General features: G+C 73.4%; 20 protein-coding genes. 11 read left to right on the forward strand and 9 right to left on the reverse strand.

Annotated features, from left to right (window positions below; translation table 11 throughout):
- The first annotated feature begins 43 nt into the window (after positions 1–43).
- Positions 44–1711 carry a phosphotransferase gene (locus FA582_RS11020; protein ID WP_010147935.1) on the forward strand — a complete coding sequence of 556 codons (1668 nt, stop codon included), beginning with the start codon at positions 44–46 and terminating at the stop codon, positions 1709–1711.
- On the opposite strand, the gene FA582_RS11025 is transcribed toward FA582_RS11020, so the two are convergent.
- Together FA582_RS11025 and FA582_RS11030 are read right to left on the reverse strand one after the other, a co-directional pair.
- Positions 1675–5046: an ATP-dependent helicase gene (locus tag FA582_RS11025; RefSeq protein ID WP_010147936.1), complete on the reverse strand. Its 3372-nt coding sequence runs from the start codon at positions 5044–5046 to the stop codon at positions 1675–1677. The genes FA582_RS11020 and FA582_RS11025 overlap by 37 nt on opposite strands.
- A complete protein-coding gene (locus tag FA582_RS11030) occupies positions 5043–8240 on the reverse strand; it encodes an ATP-dependent helicase (protein ID WP_010147938.1) in 3198 nt (1065 codons plus the stop codon). The genes FA582_RS11025 and FA582_RS11030 overlap by 4 nt, the downstream gene beginning before the upstream one ends.
- An 87-nt stretch (positions 8241–8327) precedes the next feature.
- On the opposite strand from FA582_RS11030, the gene FA582_RS11035 reads away from it, so the two are divergent.
- The 4 genes from FA582_RS11035 to FA582_RS11050 all read left to right on the forward strand — a co-directional run bounded on the left by FA582_RS11035 (position 8328) and on the right by FA582_RS11050 (position 11513).
- A complete protein-coding gene (locus FA582_RS11035) occupies positions 8328–8966 on the forward strand; it encodes a TetR/AcrR family transcriptional regulator (protein WP_147899819.1) in 639 nt (212 codons plus the stop codon).
- Between the two features lie 65 nt (positions 8967–9031).
- Entirely contained in the window at positions 9032–9259 is a 228-nt protein-coding gene (locus FA582_RS11040) for a DUF3107 domain-containing protein (RefSeq protein ID WP_010147940.1), read from the forward strand.
- A 187-nt stretch (positions 9260–9446) separates the two neighbouring features.
- Positions 9447–9716 (forward strand): GlsB/YeaQ/YmgE family stress response membrane protein, encoded by a 270-nt coding sequence (locus FA582_RS11045; RefSeq protein WP_010147941.1) that lies wholly within the window; start codon positions 9447–9449, stop codon positions 9714–9716.
- A gap of 270 nt (positions 9717–9986) precedes the next feature.
- The gene (locus tag FA582_RS11050; protein ID WP_010147942.1) at positions 9987–11513 is read left to right on the forward strand and encodes a DEAD/DEAH box helicase; all 1527 of its coding nucleotides are present in this window, start codon (positions 9987–9989) and stop codon (positions 11511–11513) included.
- Here the strand turns inward: FA582_RS11050 and FA582_RS11055 are convergent.
- Positions 11489–12361 (reverse strand): PHP domain-containing protein, encoded by an 873-nt coding sequence (locus FA582_RS11055; protein ID WP_033229045.1) that lies wholly within the window; start codon positions 12359–12361, stop codon positions 11489–11491. The genes FA582_RS11050 and FA582_RS11055 overlap by 25 nt on opposite strands.
- Positions 12362–12459: 98 nt before the next feature.
- Here FA582_RS11055 and FA582_RS11060 point away from each other — a divergent pair, with 98 nt between their 5' ends.
- A complete protein-coding gene (locus tag FA582_RS11060) occupies positions 12460–13176 on the forward strand; it encodes a DcrB-related protein (RefSeq protein ID WP_010147944.1) in 717 nt (238 codons plus the stop codon).
- Positions 13177–13242: 66 nt separating this feature from the next.
- Here FA582_RS11060 and FA582_RS11065 read toward each other — a convergent pair whose 3' ends face one another.
- Positions 13243–14745 carry a threonine/serine exporter family protein gene (locus FA582_RS11065; protein WP_010147945.1) on the reverse strand — a complete coding sequence of 501 codons (1503 nt, stop codon included), beginning with the start codon at positions 14743–14745 and terminating at the stop codon, positions 13243–13245.
- A gap of 71 nt (positions 14746–14816) precedes the next feature.
- Between FA582_RS11065 and FA582_RS11070 the strand changes: the two genes are divergently transcribed.
- Entirely contained in the window at positions 14817–16331 is a 1515-nt protein-coding gene (locus FA582_RS11070) for an aminopeptidase P family protein (RefSeq protein WP_010147946.1), read from the forward strand.
- A 7-nt stretch (positions 16332–16338) separates the two neighbouring features.
- Here the strand turns inward: FA582_RS11070 and FA582_RS11075 are convergent, their stop codons facing one another.
- The gene (locus FA582_RS11075) at positions 16339–16836 is read right to left on the reverse strand and encodes a YflT domain-containing protein (RefSeq protein WP_010147948.1); all 498 of its coding nucleotides are present in this window, start codon (positions 16834–16836) and stop codon (positions 16339–16341) included.
- A 91-nt stretch (positions 16837–16927) separates the two neighbouring features.
- Here FA582_RS11075 and FA582_RS11080 point away from each other — a divergent pair, with 91 nt between their 5' ends.
- Genes FA582_RS11080 through FA582_RS11090 form a run of 3 tightly spaced genes read left to right on the forward strand, consistent with a single transcriptional unit; the run spans position 16928 to position 20023 of the window.
- On the forward strand, positions 16928–18211 hold the full coding sequence (locus FA582_RS11080; RefSeq protein ID WP_010147949.1) for a magnesium transporter MgtE N-terminal domain-containing protein: 1284 nt from the start codon (positions 16928–16930) through the stop codon (positions 18209–18211).
- Positions 18204–18818, forward strand: coding sequence for a DUF1003 domain-containing protein (locus FA582_RS11085; RefSeq protein ID WP_010147950.1), 615 nt, complete (start codon positions 18204–18206; stop codon positions 18816–18818). Before FA582_RS11080 ends, FA582_RS11085 begins: the two co-directional genes overlap by 8 nt.
- A 59-nt stretch (positions 18819–18877) precedes the next feature.
- Positions 18878–20023, forward strand: coding sequence for an Mrp/NBP35 family ATP-binding protein (locus tag FA582_RS11090; RefSeq protein WP_010147951.1), 1146 nt, complete (start codon positions 18878–18880; stop codon positions 20021–20023).
- A gap of 115 nt (positions 20024–20138) precedes the next feature.
- Here FA582_RS11090 and FA582_RS11095 read toward each other — a convergent pair whose 3' ends face one another.
- The 3 genes from FA582_RS11095 to sigE all read right to left on the reverse strand — a co-directional run bounded on the left by FA582_RS11095 (position 20139) and on the right by sigE (position 22433).
- Positions 20139–20543 (reverse strand): twin-arginine translocase TatA/TatE family subunit, encoded by a 405-nt coding sequence (locus tag FA582_RS11095; protein ID WP_010147952.1) that lies wholly within the window; start codon positions 20541–20543, stop codon positions 20139–20141.
- A gap of 61 nt (positions 20544–20604) precedes the next feature.
- A complete protein-coding gene (locus tag FA582_RS11100) occupies positions 20605–21822 on the reverse strand; it encodes a S1C family serine protease (RefSeq protein WP_010147953.1) in 1218 nt (405 codons plus the stop codon).
- Positions 21823–21848: 26 nt separating this feature from the next.
- Positions 21849–22433 (reverse strand): RNA polymerase sigma factor SigE, encoded by a 585-nt coding sequence (sigE, locus tag FA582_RS11105; protein ID WP_010147954.1) that lies wholly within the window; start codon positions 22431–22433, stop codon positions 21849–21851.
- 65 nt (positions 22434–22498) lie between these two features.
- On the opposite strand from sigE, the gene FA582_RS11110 reads away from it, so the two are divergent.
- Positions 22499–23131 (forward strand): O-methyltransferase, encoded by a 633-nt coding sequence (locus FA582_RS11110; RefSeq protein WP_010147955.1) that lies wholly within the window; start codon positions 22499–22501, stop codon positions 23129–23131.
- 75 nt (positions 23132–23206) lie between these two features.
- Here the strand turns inward: FA582_RS11110 and FA582_RS11115 are convergent, their stop codons facing one another.
- Positions 23207–23374, reverse strand: a complete 168-nt coding sequence (locus FA582_RS11115; RefSeq protein ID WP_010147956.1) for a DUF3117 domain-containing protein — start codon at positions 23372–23374, stop codon at positions 23207–23209.
- Position 23375: the final 1 nt, after the last annotated feature.

Consider the following 23375-nt stretch of genomic DNA (forward strand, 5'->3'; position numbering starts at 1 on the left):
CGAATACCGCCCTGGGTGGACGGCACCGCATACGGTGGGGTGCGTGAAGCGCACCGACCTGGCTCTGGCAGCCCTCGCGAGTGCCGCCGTCCCCGGCATGAAACCGGTGGCCGTGGCGCGTCTGAGCGTCGAGACGGGAGCGGAGTCCGAGCTCCAACAGGCGGTGGTCGAGGACGCCACCGGCCGACGGTGGTTGGTCAGGTCCCCGCTCACGGCGATCGCCGGCGCACGTCTGCAGCGCAACGACGAGCTCGTCCGCCAGCTGGCCCGGCACCTGCCGTTCAAGGTGCCCGCCGCCGCGGGGTATGCCGCCGTGGGGATCGAGGGCCACGCCGCGGTCTACCCGCACGTCGAGGGTGCGACCCTGGACTTCACGCGGCTCCCTGCCGGGGCGGGACTGGCCCACGCGGTCGGCCGCGCCATCGCCGCCATCCACAACATCCCCGCCCCCGTCTTCGAGCAGCAGGATGTCCCGTCCTTCGACGCCGCCGGATGCCGGCAGCGACTGATCGCCGAGGTCGACCGCGCCGCGGAGACCGGCCGCGTGCCGACCCGGCTCCTGGCCCGGTGGGAGGAGGCCTTCGACGCCGCGGCGCTGTGGCAGTTCGCCGGCACGCCGGTCCACGGCTCCTTCCGTGGGGCCACGGTGGTGGTGGCCTTCGCCGATCAGGAGGCCGACAGCGGGCGCGTCGTCGCGATCACCGACTGGGACGAAGCCATGGTGGGCGATCCCGCGGCAGATTTCGCCGACCTCTACGCCCAGGCCTCCCCGCAGACGTGGGAGTCGGTGCTGGACAGCTATGCCCTGACCAGGGCGCAGCGGCCCGACCCCTACCTCCATGCCCGGGCTCGACTGCTCTCCGAGACCTGTCGGGTGCGTGGCCTCGCACTGCACGTGTCCGCCGGGGAGGAGGAGTCGGCCCGCCGGATCGTCGAGGCCCTGCGGCGCATGGACCGGCTGACCGAGGACGAGGACTCGCTCGTGCCCGCGACCGCGCGGGGAGCAGCGGCCAGCTCTGCGGCGACCGTCCCGCCGGTCGCGCCCGCTGCCGCCGGGGCGGACCCTCAGCCTGCGGAGACCCACGACATCGACGACATCCACGACACTGACGAGTCCGATGCACACTCCTCCCCCGCCGACGAGCCCGCGACGGGCCCGTCCTGGGAGACGTCGGTGGACGCCCCCGTCGACGACGGGGACCGCTGGGGCACCGACGCCGACACCTCGACGGATGACCTCGACGACGAGGACCGCTGGGGCACCGATGCCGACACCTCGACGGACGACCTCGACGACAGGGACGACCTCGACGACGGGGACGACCTCGATGACGTCCAGGAGCCCCCGGCTGCTGCGGACCCCTTCCTCGACGACGGAGACCCCGACCCGCACCCCGACGACGCGACGGATCGTGGCGACGGCGACGAGGCCGTGCACGTTCCTCACGCTGCTGACACGGACATCACCGCGGACATCCCCGTGGTGACCCCGGCAGTGCAGGAGTCCTCCGCCCCGGCCCAGGCGGACGAGGCTGGCGAGCCGGAGGAGGGGACCGCCGAGCCGGGTGAGGGGACCACCGAGCCGCAGGAGGGGACCGCCGAGCCGGGGCAGTCCTCGATGCCTGCGCCGACCGACACCGACCTCCTCGACGACGACACGCGGCTGCACGAGCTCTACGGCATGCCGCCGGCGGACGACCCGAGGACCTGAGAGGCGAGAACCTGACCTGAGATCTCGTCGGCCGCGAGGACCTGACCTGAGGTCTCGTCGGCCGCGAGGATCTCGGTGAGCTCGTCCTCTCCCAGGAGCGAGGGCCGGACCGTCGTCCCGGTGGCGGCGTAGAAGAACGCCGCACGCACCTCCTCGACGGGTCGACCGCTCAACCGGGCATACGCCAGGCGGTAGACCGCGAGCTGGATCGCGCGCACCCGCTGCTGGGCGGGGCTCCCGGGGGCACCGGTCTTCCAGTCCACCACCGTCACTCCCCCGTCCGGATCGGCGAACACCGCATCGAGGCGGCCGGCGATGGTGCGCCCGCCGAGGGTGGTCTGCAGGGGCACCTCGACGGCCAGCGGTGTGCGGTCCGACCACTCGCTCGCGAGGAAGTGGCGCTGCAGCCCGGCGAGCTCGGTGCCGTGGTCAGCCGGGTCAGCGCCTGCGTCGAGGTCGTGCAGGTCGACGAGGGTCGCCTCGGCGTAGTGCTGCTCCACCCAGGCGTGGAAAGCCGTCCCGACCCGGGTCCGGGGTGCCGGCGGCGTGGGCAGGGGGCGGCGCAGGTCGCGCAGGAACCCCTCACGGTCTCCCGCGAGGGCGACCAGGGCCGAGGTCGAGAGGTGGCCCGGGAGGTCGACCTCGGCGGGGTGGTCCTGCCGGCGGGAGCGCTCGGCCAGCAGCAGGTCGACCGTCTCGACCCAGGGGGCCGCCGACCCTGGTGACGGGCTCTCGTCGGGTCGGCCCGCCGCTCGCGCGGACAGCAGGGCCGCGGCCACGTCACGGACGACGTCGCGCCGGTCGTCGCGCAGCACCGGCCAGGTCGCGCCCTCCTGCTCACCGAGGCGGGGATTGACCATCTGCTCCTCCACCGTCGGGTCGGGCATGTCCGCCCACGGGCCGAGCCGCACACCGGGCAGGTCACGCACCTCGGCGAGGAAGCGGGAGGTGACCCGCGGCTGCTTGCCGGTCGACCAGACGGGAGCAGTCAGGAGCAGTCGGTGCCGCGCCCTGGTGAACGCGACGTAGGCCAACCGGCGCTCCTCCTCGATGGCGAAGCTGCCCTGCTCGAGGGCGAGCCGGCCCAACGCCTCACGCAGGGCTCGGGTGTCCTCGATCCGCGCCCAGTCGAGGTCCGGGCGCCCGTCGCGGTCGCCCCGCAGGGGGGTGGGCAGGCGGCCGATGCCGGCGAGCCACCCCTTGTCGCTGCGCTCCTTGGTCCGCCACTCACCCTCCGCGTGCTCCGCCGTGGCGCGCCCTGCGGGGAAGGTCCCCTCGACCAGGCCCGGGACCGCGACGGCATCCCACTCCAGGCCCTTGGCGGCGTGCACCGTGAGGACCTGGACCGCGGCGGTGTCGACCGACACCTCGGCCAGCTCCGGCACCTCGGCGTCCTCGAGCCCGCGCTCGTGCTCCCGTGCGGCGTCCAACCAGTCGAGGAAGCCGCCCAGGCTCGCGCGGTCCGCCCCGTGCGCGAATCCCGCCGCCACCTCGACGAGGGCGTCGAGCGGAGCGCGCCCCCAGCTGGGGTGCAGATCGGGGTCCGCGGCCACCTCGACGTCCAGGCCCAGGAGACGCTCCGCCTCGGCCACGAGGTCGGGGAGGGGGAGTCCGCTGAGCGAGCGCACGCGACGGAGCACCTCCGCCAGCCGAGCGACGCGTGCCCGAGCCTCCTCGGAGAGCCGCTCGCCCTGCTGGCCGGTCCACGCGGGCGAGGGGATGTGCTCCAGGGCCTCGGCCAGCACCGGCGCGTGCTCACGCTCGTGGGACACCTCTCGACCGGGGCCGCGCGCCAGTTCCACCGCCCGCGCCCAGAGGGCATCCAGGTCGGCGGCGCCGAGCCGTCCGACGGGGCCGGCCAGCAGACGCATCACCTGGTCTCCCCGGGTGGGCTCCTGCGCCACCCAGAGCAGGGCGACGAGGTCGAGCACCTCCGGGGTGTCGAGCAGCCCCCCGAGACCGACCACCTCGACCGGCAGCCCGCGACGCCGCAACGCATCGACGACCGGGCCGAACTGCGCGCGGGTGCGGCACAGGACCGCGGCGCTCGAGGCGGGGGCGGCCTCTCTCAGGGCCCGGATCCAGCGCGCCACGTGCTCGGCCTCGGCGACGTGGTCGGGCAGGCGGGCCACCTCGAGGCGTCCCTCCCCCGCCCCGGGTCGTGGTCGCAGGGTCGCCACCGGCACCGCGGTCTGCTCGCGCAGCGGGGCGGAGACGACATTGGCGGCCTCGAGGACGGCGCGGTCGTTGCGCCACGACGTGCTGAGCTGGAGCACCGCCGACGGCTCCCCGCCGACCGCGAAGTCCTGGGGGAAGCGCGTCAGGGTCGTGGCGCTGGCCCCGCGCCAGCCGTAGATCGACTGGTGCGGGTCGCCGACGGCGGTGACGGGCACCGAGCTGCCGGCGAAGAGCGAGGTCAGCAGGACCAGTTGCGCCTCGGAGGTGTCCTGGAACTCATCGAGCAGCACCGCGGAGTAGCGGCTGCGCTCGGTGGCCCCGACGACGGGCACGTCCCGGGCCAGCCGTGCGGCGAGCGCCATCTGATCGCCGAAGTCGAGGGCCCCACGGGCCGCCTTGGCACGGCGGTAGGCGACCACCAGGGGGTAGAGGAGGGCCTGCTGACGCAGCATGGCCGCGAGGTCCTGGCCCGACTTGAGCGCTCTGCCGTCGTGCGGAAGGTCGGCGAAGCGCTCGGCCAGCCCGAGCAGCATGCTCTCCGCCTCCTCCGGCTCCACCAGGTGCTCGCCGAGCTCGCCGGCCAGCGCGATGACCGAGCGCACCACCGTGCTCGGTGCCCGCTGCATCCCCGTCATGTCACCGTCGTAACGGGTGACCACGTCGTGCGCGAGCTGCCAGCACGCGGCCTCCGAGAGCAGCACCGCGTCGGGCTCCACCCCCAGCCGGAGGCCGTGCTCACTCACCAGGCGCCCGGCGTAGGCGTGGTAGGTGGAGATCGTGGGGAGGTCGAAGCCGTCGGCCGACACGGCGGCCGCGCCCGGATCGTCGCCGCGCGAGGGGCCGGCCTCGACCCACAACCCGACCTCCCGGAGTCGGCGGAGCTTGCCGGTGAGGCGCGCCGACAGCTCCAGCGACGCCTTGCGGGTGAAGGTCAGGCCGAGCACGTCCTGCGGAGCGACGAGGCCGTTGGCCACCAACCACAGCACCCTGGAGGCCATGGTCTCGGTCTTGCCGGAGCCCGCCCCGGCCACGACGACGTCGGGCAGCAGGGGCGCCGTGATGACCGCAGCCTGCTCGGGGGTCGGCTCGGGGGTGCCGAGAGCCGAGGCGAGGTCGTTCGGGGAGTACCTCGCCCCGGCCGCGCCTGTCGGGCTCACCGCTGGCTCCCTTCCGGCTGCAGCGGGCACGCGAAGCGCGCCGGGCACCGCCGGCACCGCCGCGCGAGATCAGTCGCCGTGAACTGCGCCCCGGCCATGCCGGAGGCCGCCTGCTGGATGGTGGTGAGCGCCCAGTCGAGGTCCTCGGAGTCCGTGAGCGGCTCCTGCGCCTGCTCCACCGACCCGGAGGTGCCCAGCTGCACGAGCCGGGCCCCGGCGCTCGTCGTGCCGAGGTCGGGGAAGGCTCCGTGCGTGACCGCGACCTGGTATGCCGCCAGCTGGGCGTGCCGGGCGACGTCGGCCCGAGGCACCGGCGTGCTGCCGGTCTTGAGGTCCGCGACGACGAGGCCGCCGTCGGCATCCCGCTCGAGCCGGTCCACCGCACCCGCGAGACGGGCCTCGCGGGATCCCTCGCCCTCCCCCGCGGGCAGGGACACCGACAGGTCCAGCTCGACGCCCACGAGCTCGCGGCCGGCATCCCGCGCGTCCCGGACGTAGGAGGTGTAACGCTCGACCATCCGGTGGGCGTCCGCACGGCGCCGGTCGGACACCCAGCCGTCCACGAGGCCGAGGTCGGGCCATCGGCGGTCGAGCTCCGCGACGAGGTCGGCGACCGGCGCGTCCGGGCTCTCGGCGACCACCTCGTGGACGAGGGTGCCCAGGGCGGCACCCGCAGCCTCACCGGTCTCGGCCCCCCGCGAGGTGAGGAACCACCTGAGCTCGCAGTCGAGGAAGGTCTGGAGCCGCGACGGTGACACCCGGACCGGCCCCTGCGGCCTCAGGGCCGCCGCGCTCGACACGTCCCGAAGGTCCCACCAGCGCAGCGGGTCGGCCCCGGGCACCCCCTCGTCGGCCAGGCGCAGCAGCTGGTCGAGCGCCGCGTCACGCGTGCGGAGGTCGCCCTGCCGCTGGGCCTGCACGGCGGCGCGTCGCAGCTCCCCCGCCACCCCCCGCAACGTCATCGGGGCCGGCACGTCCACCGGCGGGTGGTCGCGGAAGTCGGGGTCGACGAGATCCAGCAACCCCGAGGGCTGGTCGTCGGTGCTGGACGTCGCGGTCACCAGGAGCTCGTCGCGAGCTCTCGTGACGGCGAGGTGGAACTGCCGCAGCTCATCGGAGCGCACCGCCGCCTGCGCCTGCCGCCAGGCCTGGGTGCCGGAGACCGGCCGCCCCTCGATGGCCGCCACCAGGGCCTGCGCCCCCAGTAGCGTGTCGCGCAGCCGCAGGTCGGGCCATACCCCTTCCTGCACGCCGACGACCGCGACCCGGCTCCACCGCCGCCCCGCGGCGGCGTGCGGGGTGAGGATCTCGACGGCCTCGGTCCGCTGGGCCCCGACGACGAGGGTGTCGGCCGCGACGGTGGCGCCGCGCACGCTGTCGAGGAAGGAGCGCGCCCGAGACCCGGGCCGGCGTTCGACATGGGCCTCGGCGGCGGCGAAGAGCACGAGGACGGCATCGAGGTCCCGGTCGGCCCGGGCTCCCAGGGCCCCGCCGGCTAGGGCCTGTCGTGCCCAGCTGCGCGCCAGGCCGCTCTGGGACCACAACGCCCAGAGGATGGCGTCCGGGCCGGACGCGCCCTGACCTGCGGTCGGCGACTCGAGGTGCGGCCCCACCGCAGGCTCGTCCACCACGACGTCGCGTCCCGCCTGGAGCACGAGGGCGACCCGGCGCAGCGGCTCCAGCTCGCTCGCGACCTCGTCGGCCGCCTGGCGCCGCAGGTCGGGGTCGGAGAGTCGCAGGGCGAGGAGCTCGTCGGCCCCGCGTCGTCCACCGTCCGCCAGCTCCTGGGCGCGCAGCCGGCGGCGCAACCGGCGCAGGCCGACCGGGTCGAGACCACCGAGCGGGCTCGACACCAGCTCCACCGCGTCGTCCGGGCCCACCGACCACTTCGGGTCGTCGTCGGCTCCCCGGGTCACCACGTCGAGCGCCAGCAGGAGTGGTGCGACAGCCGGGTCGGAGCCCAGGGGGACCGAGGAACGGTCGACCCGCACGGGCACCCCGCCGGAGGACAGCGCCCGGCGGATCGTCTCCTGCTGGGCGCGGCTGCGCGCCACGACGGCCAGCTCCTGCCACGGGACGCCGTCGATGAGGTGGGCGTGGCGCAGCCATCGCGCCACCAGCGCGGCCTCCTGGGCGGCCCCTCGGGTCAGCCGCACCCACGCGGCGCCGGCGGCCGGGCCGGCGGCCGGCCGGCGGTGCCCCGCTCCCCCCACCACCCCGATCCGCTCCGCCACGCGGTCGGCCACGGCTCCCACCGCCGCGGACACCCCGTGCCGGGTACGCAGGGTGATGGTGCTCGGGCGGTCCGTCCCCGACCAGCGCTCGGCGAGCTCCAGGAACCGACCGGGGACGGCCCCGCGGAATCCGAGGACGGCCGCGTCCGGGTCACCGGCGAGCAGCGCATCGGTGCCCGGCCCTCGCACGGCGTCGAGCAGCCGCGCGGCCGACGCGGTGAGCTCCTGGGCGTCGTCCACCGCCACGAAGCCCACCCGGGCGTGCACCAGCGACCGCAGCTCGTCGTCGACCTCCAGCGCGTCGGCGGCGGCGGTGCAGATCCAGGCCGGGTCGTAGCTGCCCGGCTCGGACAGCGCCGTCACCTGGTCGTACTCCTCCAGCAGCTCCCCGGCGCAGGCCCACTCCGGCCGGTCGTGGCGCTGCGCCAGCAGCTCGAGGTCCTCGCGACCCACCCCGTGCTCGACCGCGCGCATGAGGAGGTCACGCAGCTGACCACGGAAGCCGTCGGTCCGCCGCGCCTGGTCCAGCTCGACCGGCCACCGCGGGCCGGTGCCGCTCGCCTCGTGCCCGGCCAGCAGCTCGCGCAGGACGGCGTCCTGCTCGGCACCGGAGATGAGGCGCGGGAGGGGCTCGCCGTCTCGCGCGGCGGCGATGCGCAGCACCGAGAAGGCCAGCGAGGCGGCGGTGCGCGCGAGCGGCTCGGTATGGGTGGCCTGAAGTCCGTGCCCGACGGCCGCCCGGAGACGACCCGCCGCCTGGCGCGTCGGGGCGATGACGAGGCACCGATCAGGCGCCAGGCCTTGCCGAAGACGGGCCTGCACATGCTGGATCAGCACGCTCGTGCGGCCGGTCCCCGGGGCCCCCAGGACCAGCAGCACCCCGCCGCGATGCTCGATCGCGGACCGCTGGTCGGGATCGTCGACCGCGTCGCCGTGTCGGGGCTGAGCGAGAAGGGGCATGGGACACATCTCATCACCCGGGCCCGACAGACCTGCCGAGACGGGGCGCTGGGCCTAGCATAGGAGGATCGAGAAGGAGGGAGCCCCGTGACCAGCCCCCCGACCCCCGACCGACGCGTCCGCCTGCCCCGTGGAGAACGTCGAGCGCAACTGCTCGGCGCCGCACTCGCAGCCTTCGCCGAGTCGGGGTTCCACGCGACCGCCATGGACGACATCGCCGTCCGTGCCGGCGTGAGCAAACCCGTCCTCTACCAGCACTTCGACAGCAAGCTGGACCTCTACCTCGCCATCGCCGAGTCGGTGGCCGAGGAGGTGGTCCAACGGATCGAGGGAGTGCTGGACTCCACGGAGAGCAACCATGCCCGGATCTCCGGGTGCCTGAGCAGCTTCTTCGAGTTCGTCGAGCAGCCGTCCTCCGGCTACCCCGTGCTCTTCCGCTCCGACATGGCCTCCGACCCCGCCGTCGCCACCATCCTGGAACGCACCCGCCGTGCCTGTGGCGAGTCGATGGGGCGGGTGCTCGCCGAGGAGACCGAGCTCAGCTGGGACGAGTGCGTGCTGCTCGGCACGACGATGGCCGGTATGGCGCAGGCTGCTGCGGTGTCGTGGTACGACCGCCGCGGGACGATGACGCGCGAGCGGGTCCTGGAGCTGCTCTCGACCATCGCCTGGCGCGGCCTGGGAGCGGTGCCCCCGCGCAGCAGCCCGCTCGCCCTCCCGGGCTAGGCTGGCGCCGACGGTCCCGCACCGGGGCCGTGCGTCACCACCCATCGTCATGGAGGTATCCCACCGTGGAGGTCCGCATCGGAATCCGGGACGTCGGGCGCGAGGTCGCCTTCGAGTCGGCGCAGACACCGGCCGCCGTCCGGCAGACCGTGACCGAGGCGCTGAGCGCCGAGTCGAAGGTCATCGAGCTCGAGGACGAGAAGGGTCAGACCATCATCGTCCCGACGGCGACCCTCGCCTACGTGGAGATCGGGATCCAGGAGAAGGGCCGCGTCGGCTTCGGGACCCACTGAGCCCGGCCCCTCGATCGTGACGTGAGCATCACGAGAAGGTCACGAATTGAGCGTTGATGTCGTGTCGATTGGCATGTGACGCCGCGGCTCTTTACTGTGATGCCGATTGTCGAACGGCACCCGCCGCGCGTCGATCACCCAGAGGGCTCTCCCCTCCTGGGCTGACTTGTGCGAAAGGGTCATACCCATGATCACCACCATCATCGTCGCTCTCATCGTCGGCTGCATCGTCGGCCCCCTGGCCCGGCTCATCCTGCCGGGTGACCAGAACATCTCGGTCCCCATGACCATCCTCCTGGGCGCCGTCGGCTCGCTCGTCGGCTCCTGGATCGGTGCCAACTTCCTCCGCACCAGCGGTGACCAGTTCAGCTTCTGGGGCCTCATCCTCGGCACGATCTTCGCGATCGTCGCCGTCATGGGCTACATCGCGGTCACGCGCCGCAAGGCTGTGCGCTGACCAGGCGCTGAGCCCAGCACGTCCCGGACGGCGCGCACTCCCTGCGGGGAGGGCGCGCCGTCCGGTGCGTCCGGGCCCGGGACGCCGCTCGGGTATCCTCAAGGGCGTACACCGGTGCCCGGTCGGCCGTCCTGCCACGATGGTCAGACGGTTGTTCGCGGGTCGGGCGAGTCGCCCGGCCCCTTTCATCGCCTCGTTCCCGATCGGCCCGGACCGCCCCGACGACACCTCGTCGGGAGTCGGCCGCACTCACCCGATCAGGGAGTACCCATGCAGGAGACCCGCACCTTCGCCGACTTCGGCCTGCACCCGGACATCGTCCGGGCGCTCGCCGACGGCGGCATCACCCACCCCTTCCCCATCCAGGCGATGACCCTGCCGGTCGCGCTGGGCCGGCACGACATCATCGGGCAGGCCAAGACCGGCACCGGCAAGACCCTGGGTTTCGGCCTGCCGCTGCTGCACAACGTGGTCGGCCCGCAGGACGAGGGGTTCGCCGACCTGGGCAAGCCGGGCGCCCCCCAGGCCCTGGTGGTCGCCCCCACCCGTGAGCTCGCGGTCCAGGTGGCCGGCGACCTGTCCAAGGCCGCCGCGCACCGCTCGGCCCGCATCTTCACCGTCTACGGTGGCCGCGCCTACGAGCCCCAGATCGAGGCGCTGAACCGCGGCGTCGAGATCGTCGTCGGCACCCCGGGTCGGTTGCTCGACCTCGCCTCCAAGGGGCACCTCGACCTCGGCCACGCCCGGACCGTCGTGCTGGACGAGGCGGACGAGATGCTCGACCTCGGCTTCCTGCCGGACGTCGAGAAGATGCTCGCCCTCACCCCGGCCGGTCGTCAGACGATGCTCTTCTCCGCCACGATGCCCGGCGCCGTGGTCTCCCTGGCTCGCAGCTACATGACCCAGCCGACGCACATCCGTGCCGTCAGCGACGACGACGACGGCCGCCAGACCGTCGCGGCCGTCGAGCAGTTCGCCTACCGCGCGCACGCCATGGACAAGATCGAGATGGTCGCCCGCATCCTGCAGGCCGAGGGCCGGGGTCTGACCATCATCTTCGCCCGGACCAAGCGCACCGCCGCCAAGGTGGCCGACGAGCTCGCCGACCGCGGCTTCGCCTCCGCCGCCATCCACGGCGACCTCGGTCAGGGCGCCCGCGAGCAGGCGCTGCGCGCGTTCCGCTCCGGCAAGGTCGACGTCCTCGTCGCCACCGACGTCGCCGCCCGCGGCATCGATGTCGAAGCCGTCACCCACGTCATCAACTACCAGTGCCCGGAGGATGAGAAGACCTACCTCCACCGGATCGGGCGCACCGGCCGCGCCGGAGCGACGGGGGTCGCCGTCACCTTCGTCGACTGGGACGACATGCCCCGCTGGGGCCTCATCAACAAGGCTCTCGACCTGGGATACCCCGAGCCCGAGGAGACCTACTCCTCCAGCCCGCACCTCTTCGAGCAGCTGAGCATCCCGGAGGGCACGCGCGGCACGCTGCCGCGCTCGGCCCGCACGCGTGCTGGCCTGGACGCCGAGCGGGTGGAGGACATCGAGGGTGACGCCGGGCGTGAGCGCGGCAGCAGCCGCGGACGCGGCCGGGGCGGGCGCCCCACCCGCGGCGGCCAGGGCGGCGGCCAGGGCGGCGGTCGACGTGGACGCCACGGCGACGGTGCGTCACCGGCCGAGGCCCCCGCGGGGCGCTCCCGCAGCCGGACCAGCACGAGCGAGTCCGCCGAGGCGGGCCAGCGACGCCGCCGTCGCCGGCGGACGAGCACCGGTCAGAGCGAGGCGCCCAGCAGCTGACCGCCGGTCCGGTCCAGCAGCCGGGTGAGCACCTCGGCGGAGGTCGTGTGCTCCCCGAGACGGTTGGGCTTGCCCGCGCCGTGGTAGTCGCTGGACCCCGTGCGCACCAGTCCGAGCCGCTGGGCGAGCGCGGCAGCGCGGTCCCGGTCGGCCGGGCCGTGGTCGCGGTGGTCGACCTCCAGGCCCGTGAGCCCTGCGGCGGCCAGCTCCTCGACCAGCTCGACGGGCACGGTATGTCCGCGCGCCGAGGCGAAGGGATGCGCGAGCACCGCCGCACCGCCGGCCTCGAGCACCAGCTCGACCGCCCGCCGGGGGTGCGGGGCGTAGTGGGCCACGTGGAAGCGGCTGCTGGAGTGCAGGACCTCGGCGAAGGCAGCGTCACGGTCGGGGTACCGGCCGTGAGCCACGAGGACGTCGGCGACGTGGGGTCGCCCCAGCGAGGCACCCGCCGACGCCTGGGCCAGCACCTCCTCCCAGCTCACCGGGAAGCCGGCCGCGGCCAGCGTGTCGACCATGCGTCGGAGCCGTCCGTCACGGCTCCGACGCGTGCGTTCGAGCTCGGACCGCAGGGACGTGTCGTCCGGGTTGACGAAGTAGCCCAGGAGGTGGACCGAGGACCCGGCGGCGCTGCACGACATCTCCACCCCGGGCACCACCGCGACCCCGTGCTCGTGCCCTGCCCGGTCAGCCTCCGCCCAGCCGGAGACCGCGTCGTGGTCGGTGAGGCCGACGACGTCGAGCCCGGCCCTGCTCGCCTGACGCACCACCTCGGCCGGAGGCTCGGTGCCGTCGCTGTGCGTCGAGTGCGCGTGCAGGTCGATGCGGGCAGTCGGGGCGAGACGGGGCATGAGGCCACCGTAGGTCCTGACCTTCGGCATACTAGAACTTCACTCCCCCACCCGCCGCGTGCCGCGAGCGCGACCGGCACCCGACCCCGAGGAGAAGCATGACCACGACCCGAGCCTCGCTCCGGACCGCAGGAGCCGCGACCGTGCTCGCGGTGCTGGCCCTCGCCGGCTGCGCCGAGGAGGAGCCCATCGCCGAGCCGCCGGCCACGAGCACCGCCACCGAGGACTCCACCGAGGAGGACCCGAGCGACGACGCCGCGACGACGAGCGGGAGCGAGGACGCGCAGGAGCAGACCTCGCCCCCCGACGACGGCGCCACCCAGACCGAGGAGGCCGCGACGACCAGCGCGCCCGAGGAGCCGGAGGAGCTCGCGCTCAGTGCCAGCGACGACTCCTTCTCGGTCACCCTGCCCGGCACGTGGGAGGACGCCACGTCCACCGCGCAGGAGCAGACGGAGACCGCCGTCCTCGCGGCGCGCGACAGCGAGCGGGTCGACTCCTTCTACAGCAACATCGTCATCACCGAGGAGGAGTACGTCGGCAACCTCACCTCGGCGGTCGAGAACGCGGCGGAGGAGCTGGCCGGGGAGGACGGCGAGTACGAGCTGCTCGAGCCTGCGGAGGTGGACGGCAACCGCGCGCCCGGCTACACGCTGGTGCGCGAGGTCCAGGACACGACGGTCCACCAGACCCAGCGCTGGGTGTCCCACGAGGGCACGCTCTACGTCGTGACGCTCTCGGCCGTGGAGAGCCAGGCGGAGGACGCCGCCCCGGTCCTGGACGACCTGCTGGCCAGCTGGTCCTGGAACGACTGAGCACCCTCGGCGTCCGCCGCGGCGGACCGCCCGCTCCCCCACCGAGCCCTGGTCCGCCGCAGCGGATCAGGGCTCGGCGACGTAGGTGCCCCGGGAGCGGCGCCGCGCCCGCATCGCCGCGCGGTCCAGACCGAACTTGCGGCGTGCGAGGAAGCCACCAATGGCCAGACCGCCCGCCAGGCCGAGCCCGGTGGCGATCGCGTCGACGAAGTAGATCACCGCTTCGGAGACGGTCGCCGGGTCGTTCTGCATGATGACGTAGATCGCGCGGTAGACCGCGAGGCCCGGCAGCAGCGAGACGATCCCGGCCGTCGCGATGGCCGCCTCCGGCACGTGGAGGGTCCGGAACGCGGCGTAGGCGAGCGCCCCGACGAGCGCCGCCGCGAACGCGACACCGACGGGAGTCGCCAGCCCCACGAAGAGTCCGACCTCGAGCACCAGCCAGGCCGGCACGGCGACCCCCACGCTGATGAGCGTGGCACGGGTGCCGGAGTAGGTGCTGAGGCAGAACCCCAGGGCGATGAGCATCGCTCCGACCGTCGAGATGAGCGGGGTGCCACCCAGCATGACGATGGGTGAGACCTCCATCGACACCCCGAACCACCGGGAGATCCCCATGACCATCGCGACCCCGACCGCGATGCCCAGGGTCATCATGACGACCTCGAGACCACGGGCGCCGGCCGTCACGTAGTAGCCGTCGATCGCGTCCTGCGCGGCGCCCAGGACCCCCAGCCCCGCCAGGAGGACGACGATGCCGGAGATGACGACCACCGAGGGTGTCTCCCGGCCGACGGCATACATGATGAGCGCGATGCCGGTGGGGATGGCCGCGCTGAGGACCTGGGTGAAGAAGGCGGCGATCCCCCAGATGTAGAGGACGCGCTGCACCCGGTCGACGACGGCCGCCGAGACGGCCGCCACGGCCCACATCAGCGGGCCGGCCCCGAAGAGCATGACGACGCCGACCGACATGATCGCCGCGCCCGCGGTGACGACCCAGCGGCGGTACGGGTGGGGCGAGGAGAGCAGCGACGTGAGCTGGGCCCGGGCGGAGTCGACGTCCATCGAGGGACCCTCGCTGCTGGCCTCGGCCGAGCGGATGATGGAGTCGATGTGCTCCTGCACGGCCTCGAGCCGGGTGTAGTCCGGCGCCCGGTCGGTGATGACGCGCATGACGGTGAGGGAGTCCTCGTCCACGCCGCGGTGCACCGACACCGAGATCGAGGTGTAGGTGATGTCGATGTGCATCGAGCGGATGCCGTAGGCGTGCCCGAGCCGCAGGACGATGGCCACCGTGTCGGCGGCCGAGGCACCGGTGGACAGCAGCGCCTCGCCGACGCGCAGCGCGAGGTCGCAGACGGCTCGGGCGTGCCGTTGGCTGGCCTGATCGGCATCGGTCCGGATGCCCAGCGCCTTGGTCGGCGGCGAGCTGGACCGGACGACGTGCACGGCGGCATCCTTGAGGTGCCGACCGAGACGGGCTGCGGGGATCAGTTGCGGGCGGGCGATCCGCTGGGGACCGGTCACCTCGCCGGGCATGCTGGTCAGAGGGGTGTACTCGCTCATCGGGGACCAGCCTAGGGCTCCCGGCTGACCGTCCGCTCGGTGATCCCTGGGCACCACCTACGATGAGCCGGGTGAGTGAGAAGCAGCACAAGGCAGAGCACCGGAACCGTCCGACGGGCGAGGCCTTCATGGCCTTCATGCGCGAGGGGTGGGCACCCCGCGGGAGCGACCTCCCCGAGCTGACCCAGGCGGCGCGGTATGCCGCCGACCGGCGTCGCGCGGTCTCCACCGCCTTCCCCGGCGAGCGTCTGGTCATCCCCGCGGGCGGCCTGAAGATCCGCAGCAACGACACCGACTACGTCTTCCGCCCGCACAGCGCGTTCGCCCACCTCACCGGGCTCGGGGCGGACCGCGAGCCCGATGCCGTGCTCGTGCTCGACCCGCTGCCCTCCGGCGAGGGGCACGAGGCGACCCTCTTCTTCCTCCCGCTCGCCGACCGTGACAGCGAGGAGTTCTTCGCCGACTCGCGCTCCGGCGAGTTCTGGGTGGGCTCGCGCCCCACGCTCGCCTCCGCCGCCGCCGAGCTCGGCCTGGCCACCCGGCACCTGTCGGAGCTCCCCGACGCGGTGGCCAAGGACGTCGGCCCCTCCAATCTGGCCCTCCGGGTGGTCCGGGACGCCGACCGGGAGGTGGCAGCCACCGTCGACCGGGTGCGTGAGCAGTCGGGGCTCGGCGCGCAGGGTGAGGTGGAGGCCCTCGAGGAGGCCGACCTCGAGCTGACCCGGAGCCTGTCGACCATGCGGATGGTCAAGGACGCCTGGGAGGTCGAGCAGATGCAGGAGGCCGTCGACGCGACGGCCGTCGCCTTCGACGCCGTGCTCGAGAATCTCCCCGAGGCGGTCCGCCGGGGCCGCGGCGAGCGCTGGGTGGAGGGCGTCTTCGGGCTGCACGCACGGCATACCGGCAACGGGGTGGGGTATGACTCGATCTGCGCGGCCGGTGACCATGCGACGACGCTGCACTGGATCCGCAACACCGGCGAGATCCACGAGGGCGAGCTGCTGCTGCTCGACGCCGGCGTGGAGACCGATGCGCTCTACACCGCCGACGTCACCCGCACCGTGCCGGTGTCGGGCCGTTTCACCGAGCCGCAGCGACGGGTCTACGAGGCCGTCCTGGAGGCGCAGGAGGCCGGCCTGGCCGCCGTGCGGCCCGGCAACCGCTTCAAGGACGTCCACGCGGCCGCCATCGAGGTCATCGCCCGCCACCTGCTGGAGTGGGGCCTGCTGCCGGACGACGTCACGCTCGAGCAGACCCTGGACGCCGAGCAGGGGCAGTTCCACCGCCGGTGGATGGTCCACGGCACCAGCCACCACCTGGGCATCGACGTGCACGACTGCGCGCAGGCGCTGCGGGAGGACTACGTCGACGCCGAGCTGCGCGAGGGCATGGTGCTGACCGTGGAGCCCGGGCTGTACTTCAAGGCCGACGACCTGCTCGTCCCGGAGGAGCTGCGCGGGATCGGCGTCCGCATCGAGGACGACGTCGTCGTCACCGCGGACGGTATGCGCAACCTCTCGGCCATGCTGCCGCGCACGGTGCCCGAGGTCGAGGCCTGGGTCCAGGCCGGCGGCCGACGGGACTGAGGGCGGCTCAGGCCAGCCCGCGGCGGTCGAGCAGGTCACGCGCCTGCTCCAGGAGCTTGTGCTCGGTGAGCACCTCGTAGCGGGTGGCGACGACCTGCGTCACCGAGGTGAAGTCGCGGCGACCGCGGGTGAAGGCATAGCCGATGAGGCCCCAGACCAGCCCGAAGACGGCACCGAACACGGCGGTCCAGAGGACGGTCATGAGGGCGTCCTGCGGTGCCGCGAAGAGGGCGAAGATGAGACCGACGAAGAGCCCGAGCCAGACTCCGGACAGCGCACCGCCCAGCGCCACCCGCCCGGTGGTGAGGCGGCCGGTCACGCGCTCGACCTGCTTGAGGTCGGTCCCGACGATGAGCACCTGGTCGACCGGGAACTCCTGGTCGGAGAGGTAGTCGACGGCCTCCTGGGCCTGGTCGTAGCGCTCGAAGACCCCGATGCTCTTGGGGTAGTCGAGGTCGAGGGTCGGCCGGGGCAGCGGACGACGGGCGCCGGTGGGAGTAGTCACCTGCTCATTGTGCCTACGCCTGGGCCCCCTGCGCCATCCCGGTCGCCTCGGCTGAACTCCCGGAGCAGGCCCGCGACGTATCCTTCCTGGGGTGAGCACCCACCGCGTCTTCGTCGCCCGACTGAACGGCTTGAGCGTCTTCGACCCGCTGGGCGACGAGGTCGGACGCGTGCGCGACATCGTCGTGACGCTCACCACGCGGTCGGCCTCGCAGGGCCCCCGGGTCATCGGCCTGGTCGTCGAGGTGCCGGGCCGCCGCCGCGTGTTCGTGCCCATCACCCGGGTGACCTCCATCGACGCCGGACAGGTGATCACGACCGGGCTGGTCAACATGCGACGTTTCGAGCAGCGGGCCGGTGAGACCCTGGTCGTCGGTGAGCTCTTCGACCGCCAGGTCACCGTGAGCGACGGCGAGGACCGCCACCCGGCCGTGGTCGAGGACATGGCGATGGACCAGCAGCGGGGCGGCGACTGGCGGATCACCAAGATCTTCGTCCGCAAGGGCCGGGACGAGGCACCCCGCCGCGGCCTGCTGCGGCGTCGACGTGGCGAGACGCTGCTGGCTGACATCGAGGCCGTGGACGGGCTGCAGGAGCAGGGGCCGCCCCAGGCGGCGACCGCCCTGCTCGAGGCCTACGAGGACCTCAAGCCGCAGGACCTCGCCGAGGCGATCCACGACCTGTCCGCGAAGCGCCGGGCGGAGGTGGCCGACGCGCTGGACGACGAGACCCTCGCCGACGTGCTGGAGGAGCTGCCCGACGACGACCGGATGGAGATCCTCACCCACCTGCCGACCGAGCGCGCCGCGGACATCCTCGAGGTGATGCAGCCCGACGACGCGACCGACCTGCTCTCCGACCTCCCCGAGGCGGTCCAGGAGGAGCTGCTCGCCCTCATGGAGCCCGACGAGGCCGCCGACCTGCGCCGCCTGCTGACCTACGACGAGAACACCGCGGGCGGTCTCATGACCACCGAGCCGGTCATCCTCGGGCCGGAGGCCAGCATCGCCGAGGCGCTGGCCCTGGTCCGGCGCGAGGAGCTGCACCCCGCGACCGCCTCGCTCGTTTACGTCACCCGTCCGCCCCACGAGACCCCCACCGGGCGTCTCCTCGGCAGCATCCACATCCAGCGGCTGCTGCGCGAGGCTCCGCACCAGCCGGTCGGCTCGATCCTCGACACCGACATCGACCCCGTCTCCCCCGGCGCGAGCCTGGGTATGGTCACCCGCGCCCTGGCGACCTACAACCTCGTGGCACTCCCGGTGGCCGACCCCGAGGGTCGGCTGCTGGGCGCGGTCACGGTCGATGACGTGCTGGACCACATCCTCCCCGACGACTGGCGCGAGGCCGACCTGACGGAGGCCGAGGATGTCTGAGCCCACCCGTCACACCGCGCGCTCGCGCGGGGGCAGCCGCAGCGCGGCCGAGGCCAAGACCAGCGGCCCCCGGCTGGACCAGCCGCTGGTCAAGCAGTCCCGATGGATGCCGCAGGCGCGGATGGACCCCGAGGTCTTCGGCGCCTTCGCCGAGCGCTTCGCCCGGTTCATGGGCACCGCGCGCTTCCTGGTCTGGATGACGTTGTTCGTCCTCGTCTGGATCGCCTGGAACACCGTGCTGCCCGCCGGCGCGCGCTTCGACCCCTACGCCTTCATCTTCCTCACCCTCATGCTGAGCCTCCAGGCCTCCTACGCCGCGCCGCTGATCCTGCTGGCGCAGAACCGTCAGGACGACCGGGACAAGGTGCAGATGGGTCAGGACCGCGCCCGCGACGAGCGCACCCAGGCCGACACCGAGTTCCTCACCCGCGAGGTCGCCGCGCTGCGACTCGCGATGCGGGACGTCGCCACCCGTGACTTCGTCCGCTCCGAGCTGCGCGACCTGCTCGAGGAGCTGCGGGAGCAGGACCGCGCCGAGGCCGAGGACCCCCGCGGGCAGGACGCCGGTGATCGCGACCCCGGCGGCCGTCGGGGTCGCTCCGGCTGAGGCCGCACGGCACCGACCGGGCGTCGGGCCGGCCCGGACCGGCGCCTACCATGGTGGGTATGCCCGTCCCCAGCACCGACGCCCTGCACGCTGCCCTCGCCCGTGTCAACGACCCCGAGATCAAGAAGCCGATCACCGAGCTCGGGATGCTCGAGGCCGTGGACGCCACCGAGGACGGGCACGTCCAGGTCACCGTGCTGCTCACCGTCCCGGGCTGCCCGCTCAAGGACACCATCACCCGTGACGTCACGGCTGCGGTGAGCGAGGTCGAGCACGTGACCGGCGTCGACGTCCGGCTCGGGGTCATGAGCGATGAGCAGCGCGGCGCCCTGCGCGACCAGCTGCGGGGCGGCCAGGCCGAGCGGGAGATCCCCTTCGCCCGGCCCGACTCCCTCACCACGGTGTATGCCGTCGCCTCCGGCAAGGGTGGCGTCGGGAAGTCGTCGGTGACGGTCAACCTGGCGGTGGCCCTCGCCGACGAAGGGCTGCGGGTCGGCGTCGTGGACGCCGACATCTACGGCTTCTCCGTGCCGCGCATGATGGGCATCACCCAGCCCCCGACCCAGGTCGACGACATGATCCTGCCGCCGGTCGCCGAGCCGAGCGGGGTCAAGGTCATCTCCATCGGGATGTTCGTCCCCGGCAACCAGCCCGTCGTGTGGCGTGGTCCCATGCTGCACCGCGCCATGCAGCAGTTCCTCGGCGACGTCTACTGGGGCGACCTCGACGTGCTCCTGCTCGACCTCCCGCCGGGCACCGGCGACATCGCGATCACGGTGGCCCAGCTGCTGCCGAGCAGCGAGCTGCTCGTGGTCACGACCCCGCAGCAGGCTGCCGCCGAGGTCGCCGAGCGCGCGGGCGCCATCGCGCTGCAGACCCACCAGCGGCTGGCCGGGGTCATCGAGAACATGTCCTGGCTCGAGCTGCCCGACGGCACGCGGACCGAGCTCTTCGGCAGCGGTGGGGGCCAGGCCGTCGCCAACTCCCTCTCCCGCTCGATCGGTGCGCAGGTGCCCCTGCTGGGTCAGATCCCCCTGGACGTGGCCCTTCGCGAGGGCGGTGACCACGGCGCGCCCGTCGTCGCGACGGACGGCCCCGACTCCCCCGCCGCCACCGCGTTGCGCGGCGTCGCCCGTCAGCTGGCCCGCCGCGGCCGTGGGCTCGCCGGCCGCAAGCTCGGCATCACCCCCACCGTCCGGGCCTGATCCATACCGGGGCGGCGGGCCTGCCCCGTGCACGAGCGCGCCCGCCTGCGGCCGGGCTAGTGCAGCTCGACCTCCCAGTCCTCGAGCTCAGGAACTACCGCGCCCACACACCCGGTCAGGTCGCGTCGGTGTCGTAGGGCGTGGGCCTCGTCGGGTCGAAGCGCGTGCCGGAGGCCGGGGCCATGCGGGCCGAGACCGGTTTGACCGACGGTTGCGCCTTCGCGCTCGTCGAGGCCGTGGTCGAGGAGCTCGCGGACGAGCTCCTCGGCTCGGTCAGGGCCTCCCGGACGATCCGCCGCGGGTCATACTGCCGAGGGTCCAGCTGCTGCCAGTCGATGTCGTCGAAACCGGGCCCGAGCTCGTCACGCAGCTGCCCCTTGGCCCCCTCGGCGAGGTCCCGCAGGTAGCGCACGCCCTGGCCGAGCTTGGCGGCATACCCGGGCAGCCGGGTCGGGCCGAGGATGATGAGCGCGGCCAGGATGAGCAGCAGGATCTCGCCACCCGCGAAGTTGCCGATCACGCCGCTCCTCCGCTCGCCGGGCCGCGTCGTCCGGCCCGACGCGCTGTCGCGCCCACCCTACCTAGTCCCCCGAGCCGACCAGCGCGATGCTCACCGTGCGCTCTCGGTCGTCGGCGGTGCGCAGTTCCATCTCCACGGTGTCGCCGACAGCGTAGGAGCGCAGCACGACGATGAGGTGCTGGGAGTCGCGGATGGTCGTCCCGTCCACGGACACGATGACGTCACCGGGTCGGACACCGGCGAGGTCGGCGGGCCCGCCAGGGACGACCGGCGGGGCCTCCCCGGCGCTCCCCGACTGGACCCGTGCGCCGTCCCCGGTGTAGGTGAGGTCGACGAGGACCCCCATGACGGGGTACTCGCTGGTGCCGGTCTCGATGAGCTGGGTGGCCGTGCGGTCGGCCTGCTCGGCCGGGATGGCGAAGCCCAGTCCGATGCTGCCCGAGGGCCCCCCGAACCCGGCCGCCTGCGGCACCTGCGCGATGGCCGAGTTGACCCCGACGACCTGGCGGGACAGGTCGAGCAGCGGCCCGCCGGAGTTGCCGGGGTTGATCGCCGCGTCGGTCTGGATGGCGCTGATGTAGCTCGTGCTCTCCTGGGTGTCCCCGGCCACGACCGGTCGGTCCAGCGCCGAGACGATGCCGCTGGTGACCGTGCTGTCGAGCCCGAGCGGGGCGCCCACCGCGACCACGGTCTGCCCCACCTCGACCTCGTCGGAGTCCGCGAAGGCCAGGGGGGTAAGGTCGTCGCGCTCCACCTGCAGGACGGCGATGTCGTAGGCCTGATCCGATCCGACCACCTCCGCCTCGAGCGGCTCCTCGCCGGGGAACTCCACGACGATGGGGTCGTCCTCCCCGGCGGCCTCGATGACGTGGTGGTTGGTGACGAGGTAGCCATCGGCCCGGACGACGAAGCCCGACCCCAGCCCGAGCTCACCGTCCTGACCGATCGAGATGAGGGCGACGCTGGGCAGCACGGCCCGGGACAGCCCGCTGATCGTGCCGTCGGACTCCACGGGCTCGACGACGGGGGCGCTGGGCGCGGCGTCCGCCGACGAGGCGTCGTCCACAGGCTCCGCTGGGCTGGCCTGCGACTGCTCCGGGTCGAGCCGGTCGGCCAGGACGGCACCACCCAGCCCCCCGATGAGCCCGCTGATGACCGCGACCAGGACCACCGGGAGGAGGGAGCGGCGGGGAGACCGCCGCGCGACCGGTCGGCTCGGTCCCGGCCCGGGCGGGCGGGGGGCGCTCTCGACAGCCTGTGGCGCGGTGGGGTCGGTCATGCCTGCCGATTCTGCCAGCGTCGCCCTCAGCCCATCGCAGCGGCCGGTCGGCCGAGGCCGGCGCCGCTCGCGCGAGCACCCGGGGTCGGCCGACGGTGGGCCAGCGACTGCCGCAGCAGGGCGCGACCGCGGTGGATGCGGGAGCGCACGGTGCCCATCTTGATGCCCAGGGTCTGGGCGACCTCCTCATAGGAGTAGCCCTCGATGTCGGAGAGCACCACGGCAGCCCGGAACTGCGGCGGCAGCGCGTTGAGGGCGTCCTGGATCTCCCCGTCGAGGTGGGTCATGGCGTAGACCTGCTCGGGATCCGTGCCCGTCGCACGCAGCGGCAACCGGGCCGACAGCTCATCGGTGAGGGCGTCGAAGCGGATGCGCTGACGCCGCCGCACCTTGTCCAGGAAGAGGTTGGTGGTGATGCGGTGCAGCCACCCCTCGAAGGTGCCGGGGCGGAAGGAGTCGAGGGAGCGGAACACGCGAACGAAGACATCCTGCGTGAGGTCCTCCGCCTCGTGCGGGTCGCCGGTCAGCCGGTAGGCCAGCCGATAGACCCGGGGCGAGTGCTCGCGCACGATGTCCTCCCAGCTGGGAGGGACCCAGTCCGACGTCGACATGGGTCAAGGCTGCCAGGAGCGGCTGGGAGGAGGCTGGACGATGCGGGCGGGATAGGCTACGGCCCATGGCAGCACCCAAGGCATCCTCGGTCGCCTACGCCGAGGACTTCATCGCCCCCCATCCCGTCATCGAGTCGGCCCAGCGCCGCGGCGAGGAGCTCGGCGCGACCCCGCTCGGCAACGGGGCCGGCGCCACGCTGCGGCTGCTGGCCGCGGCCGTGCAGGCGGCGCACGTCGTGGAGGTCGGCACCGGCGCGGGGAGCTCAGGCCTGTGGCTGCTGCAGGGCATGCCGCGCGACGGCATCCTCACGACGATCGACAGCGACCCGGAGCACCAGCGCGCGGCCCGTGAGGCGTATGCCGCGGCCGGCATCCCCCCGCAGCGCACCCGCGTCATCAGCGGCGACGCGGCCGCGGTCCTCGGTCGCCTCACCGACGGCGCCTACGACCTCGTCCTCGTGGACGCCGACAAGGACGGCTACCCGGTCTACGTGGAAGCCGCCCTGCGGCTGCTGCGGCCGGGCGGGCTGCTCATCCTCGACAACATGCTGTGGCACGACAAGGTGGCCGACCCGGCCGCCCGCGACGAAACCACGACCATCCTGCGCGACCTCGGCAAGAGCCTGCGCGACGAGGACGGCCTCGTGCCGGCCCTGCTGCCCGTGGGGGACGGGCTCTTCGTCGCCGTCAAGCGATGAGCAACGCAAGAGCCCCCGGACGACACCCGCGTCCAGGGGCTCTGCTGTGCCGACAGTGCTGCGGCGACGTCGGTCTCAGCCGACGCAGTCCTTGATGGCATCACCGAGGGCACTGGCTTCCTCGGCGTTCATCTCGACGACGAGCCGGCCACCGCCTTCTAGAGGCATCCGCAGGACGATGCCGCGGCCCTCCTTGGTCACTTCCAGCGGACCGTCCCCGGTGCGAGGCTTCATTGCTGCCATG

Origin of the sequence: Serinicoccus profundi (assembly GCF_008001015.1) — a bacterium.
GTDB classification, from domain to species: Bacteria; Actinomycetota; Actinomycetes; order Actinomycetales; family Dermatophilaceae; genus Ornithinicoccus; species Ornithinicoccus profundi.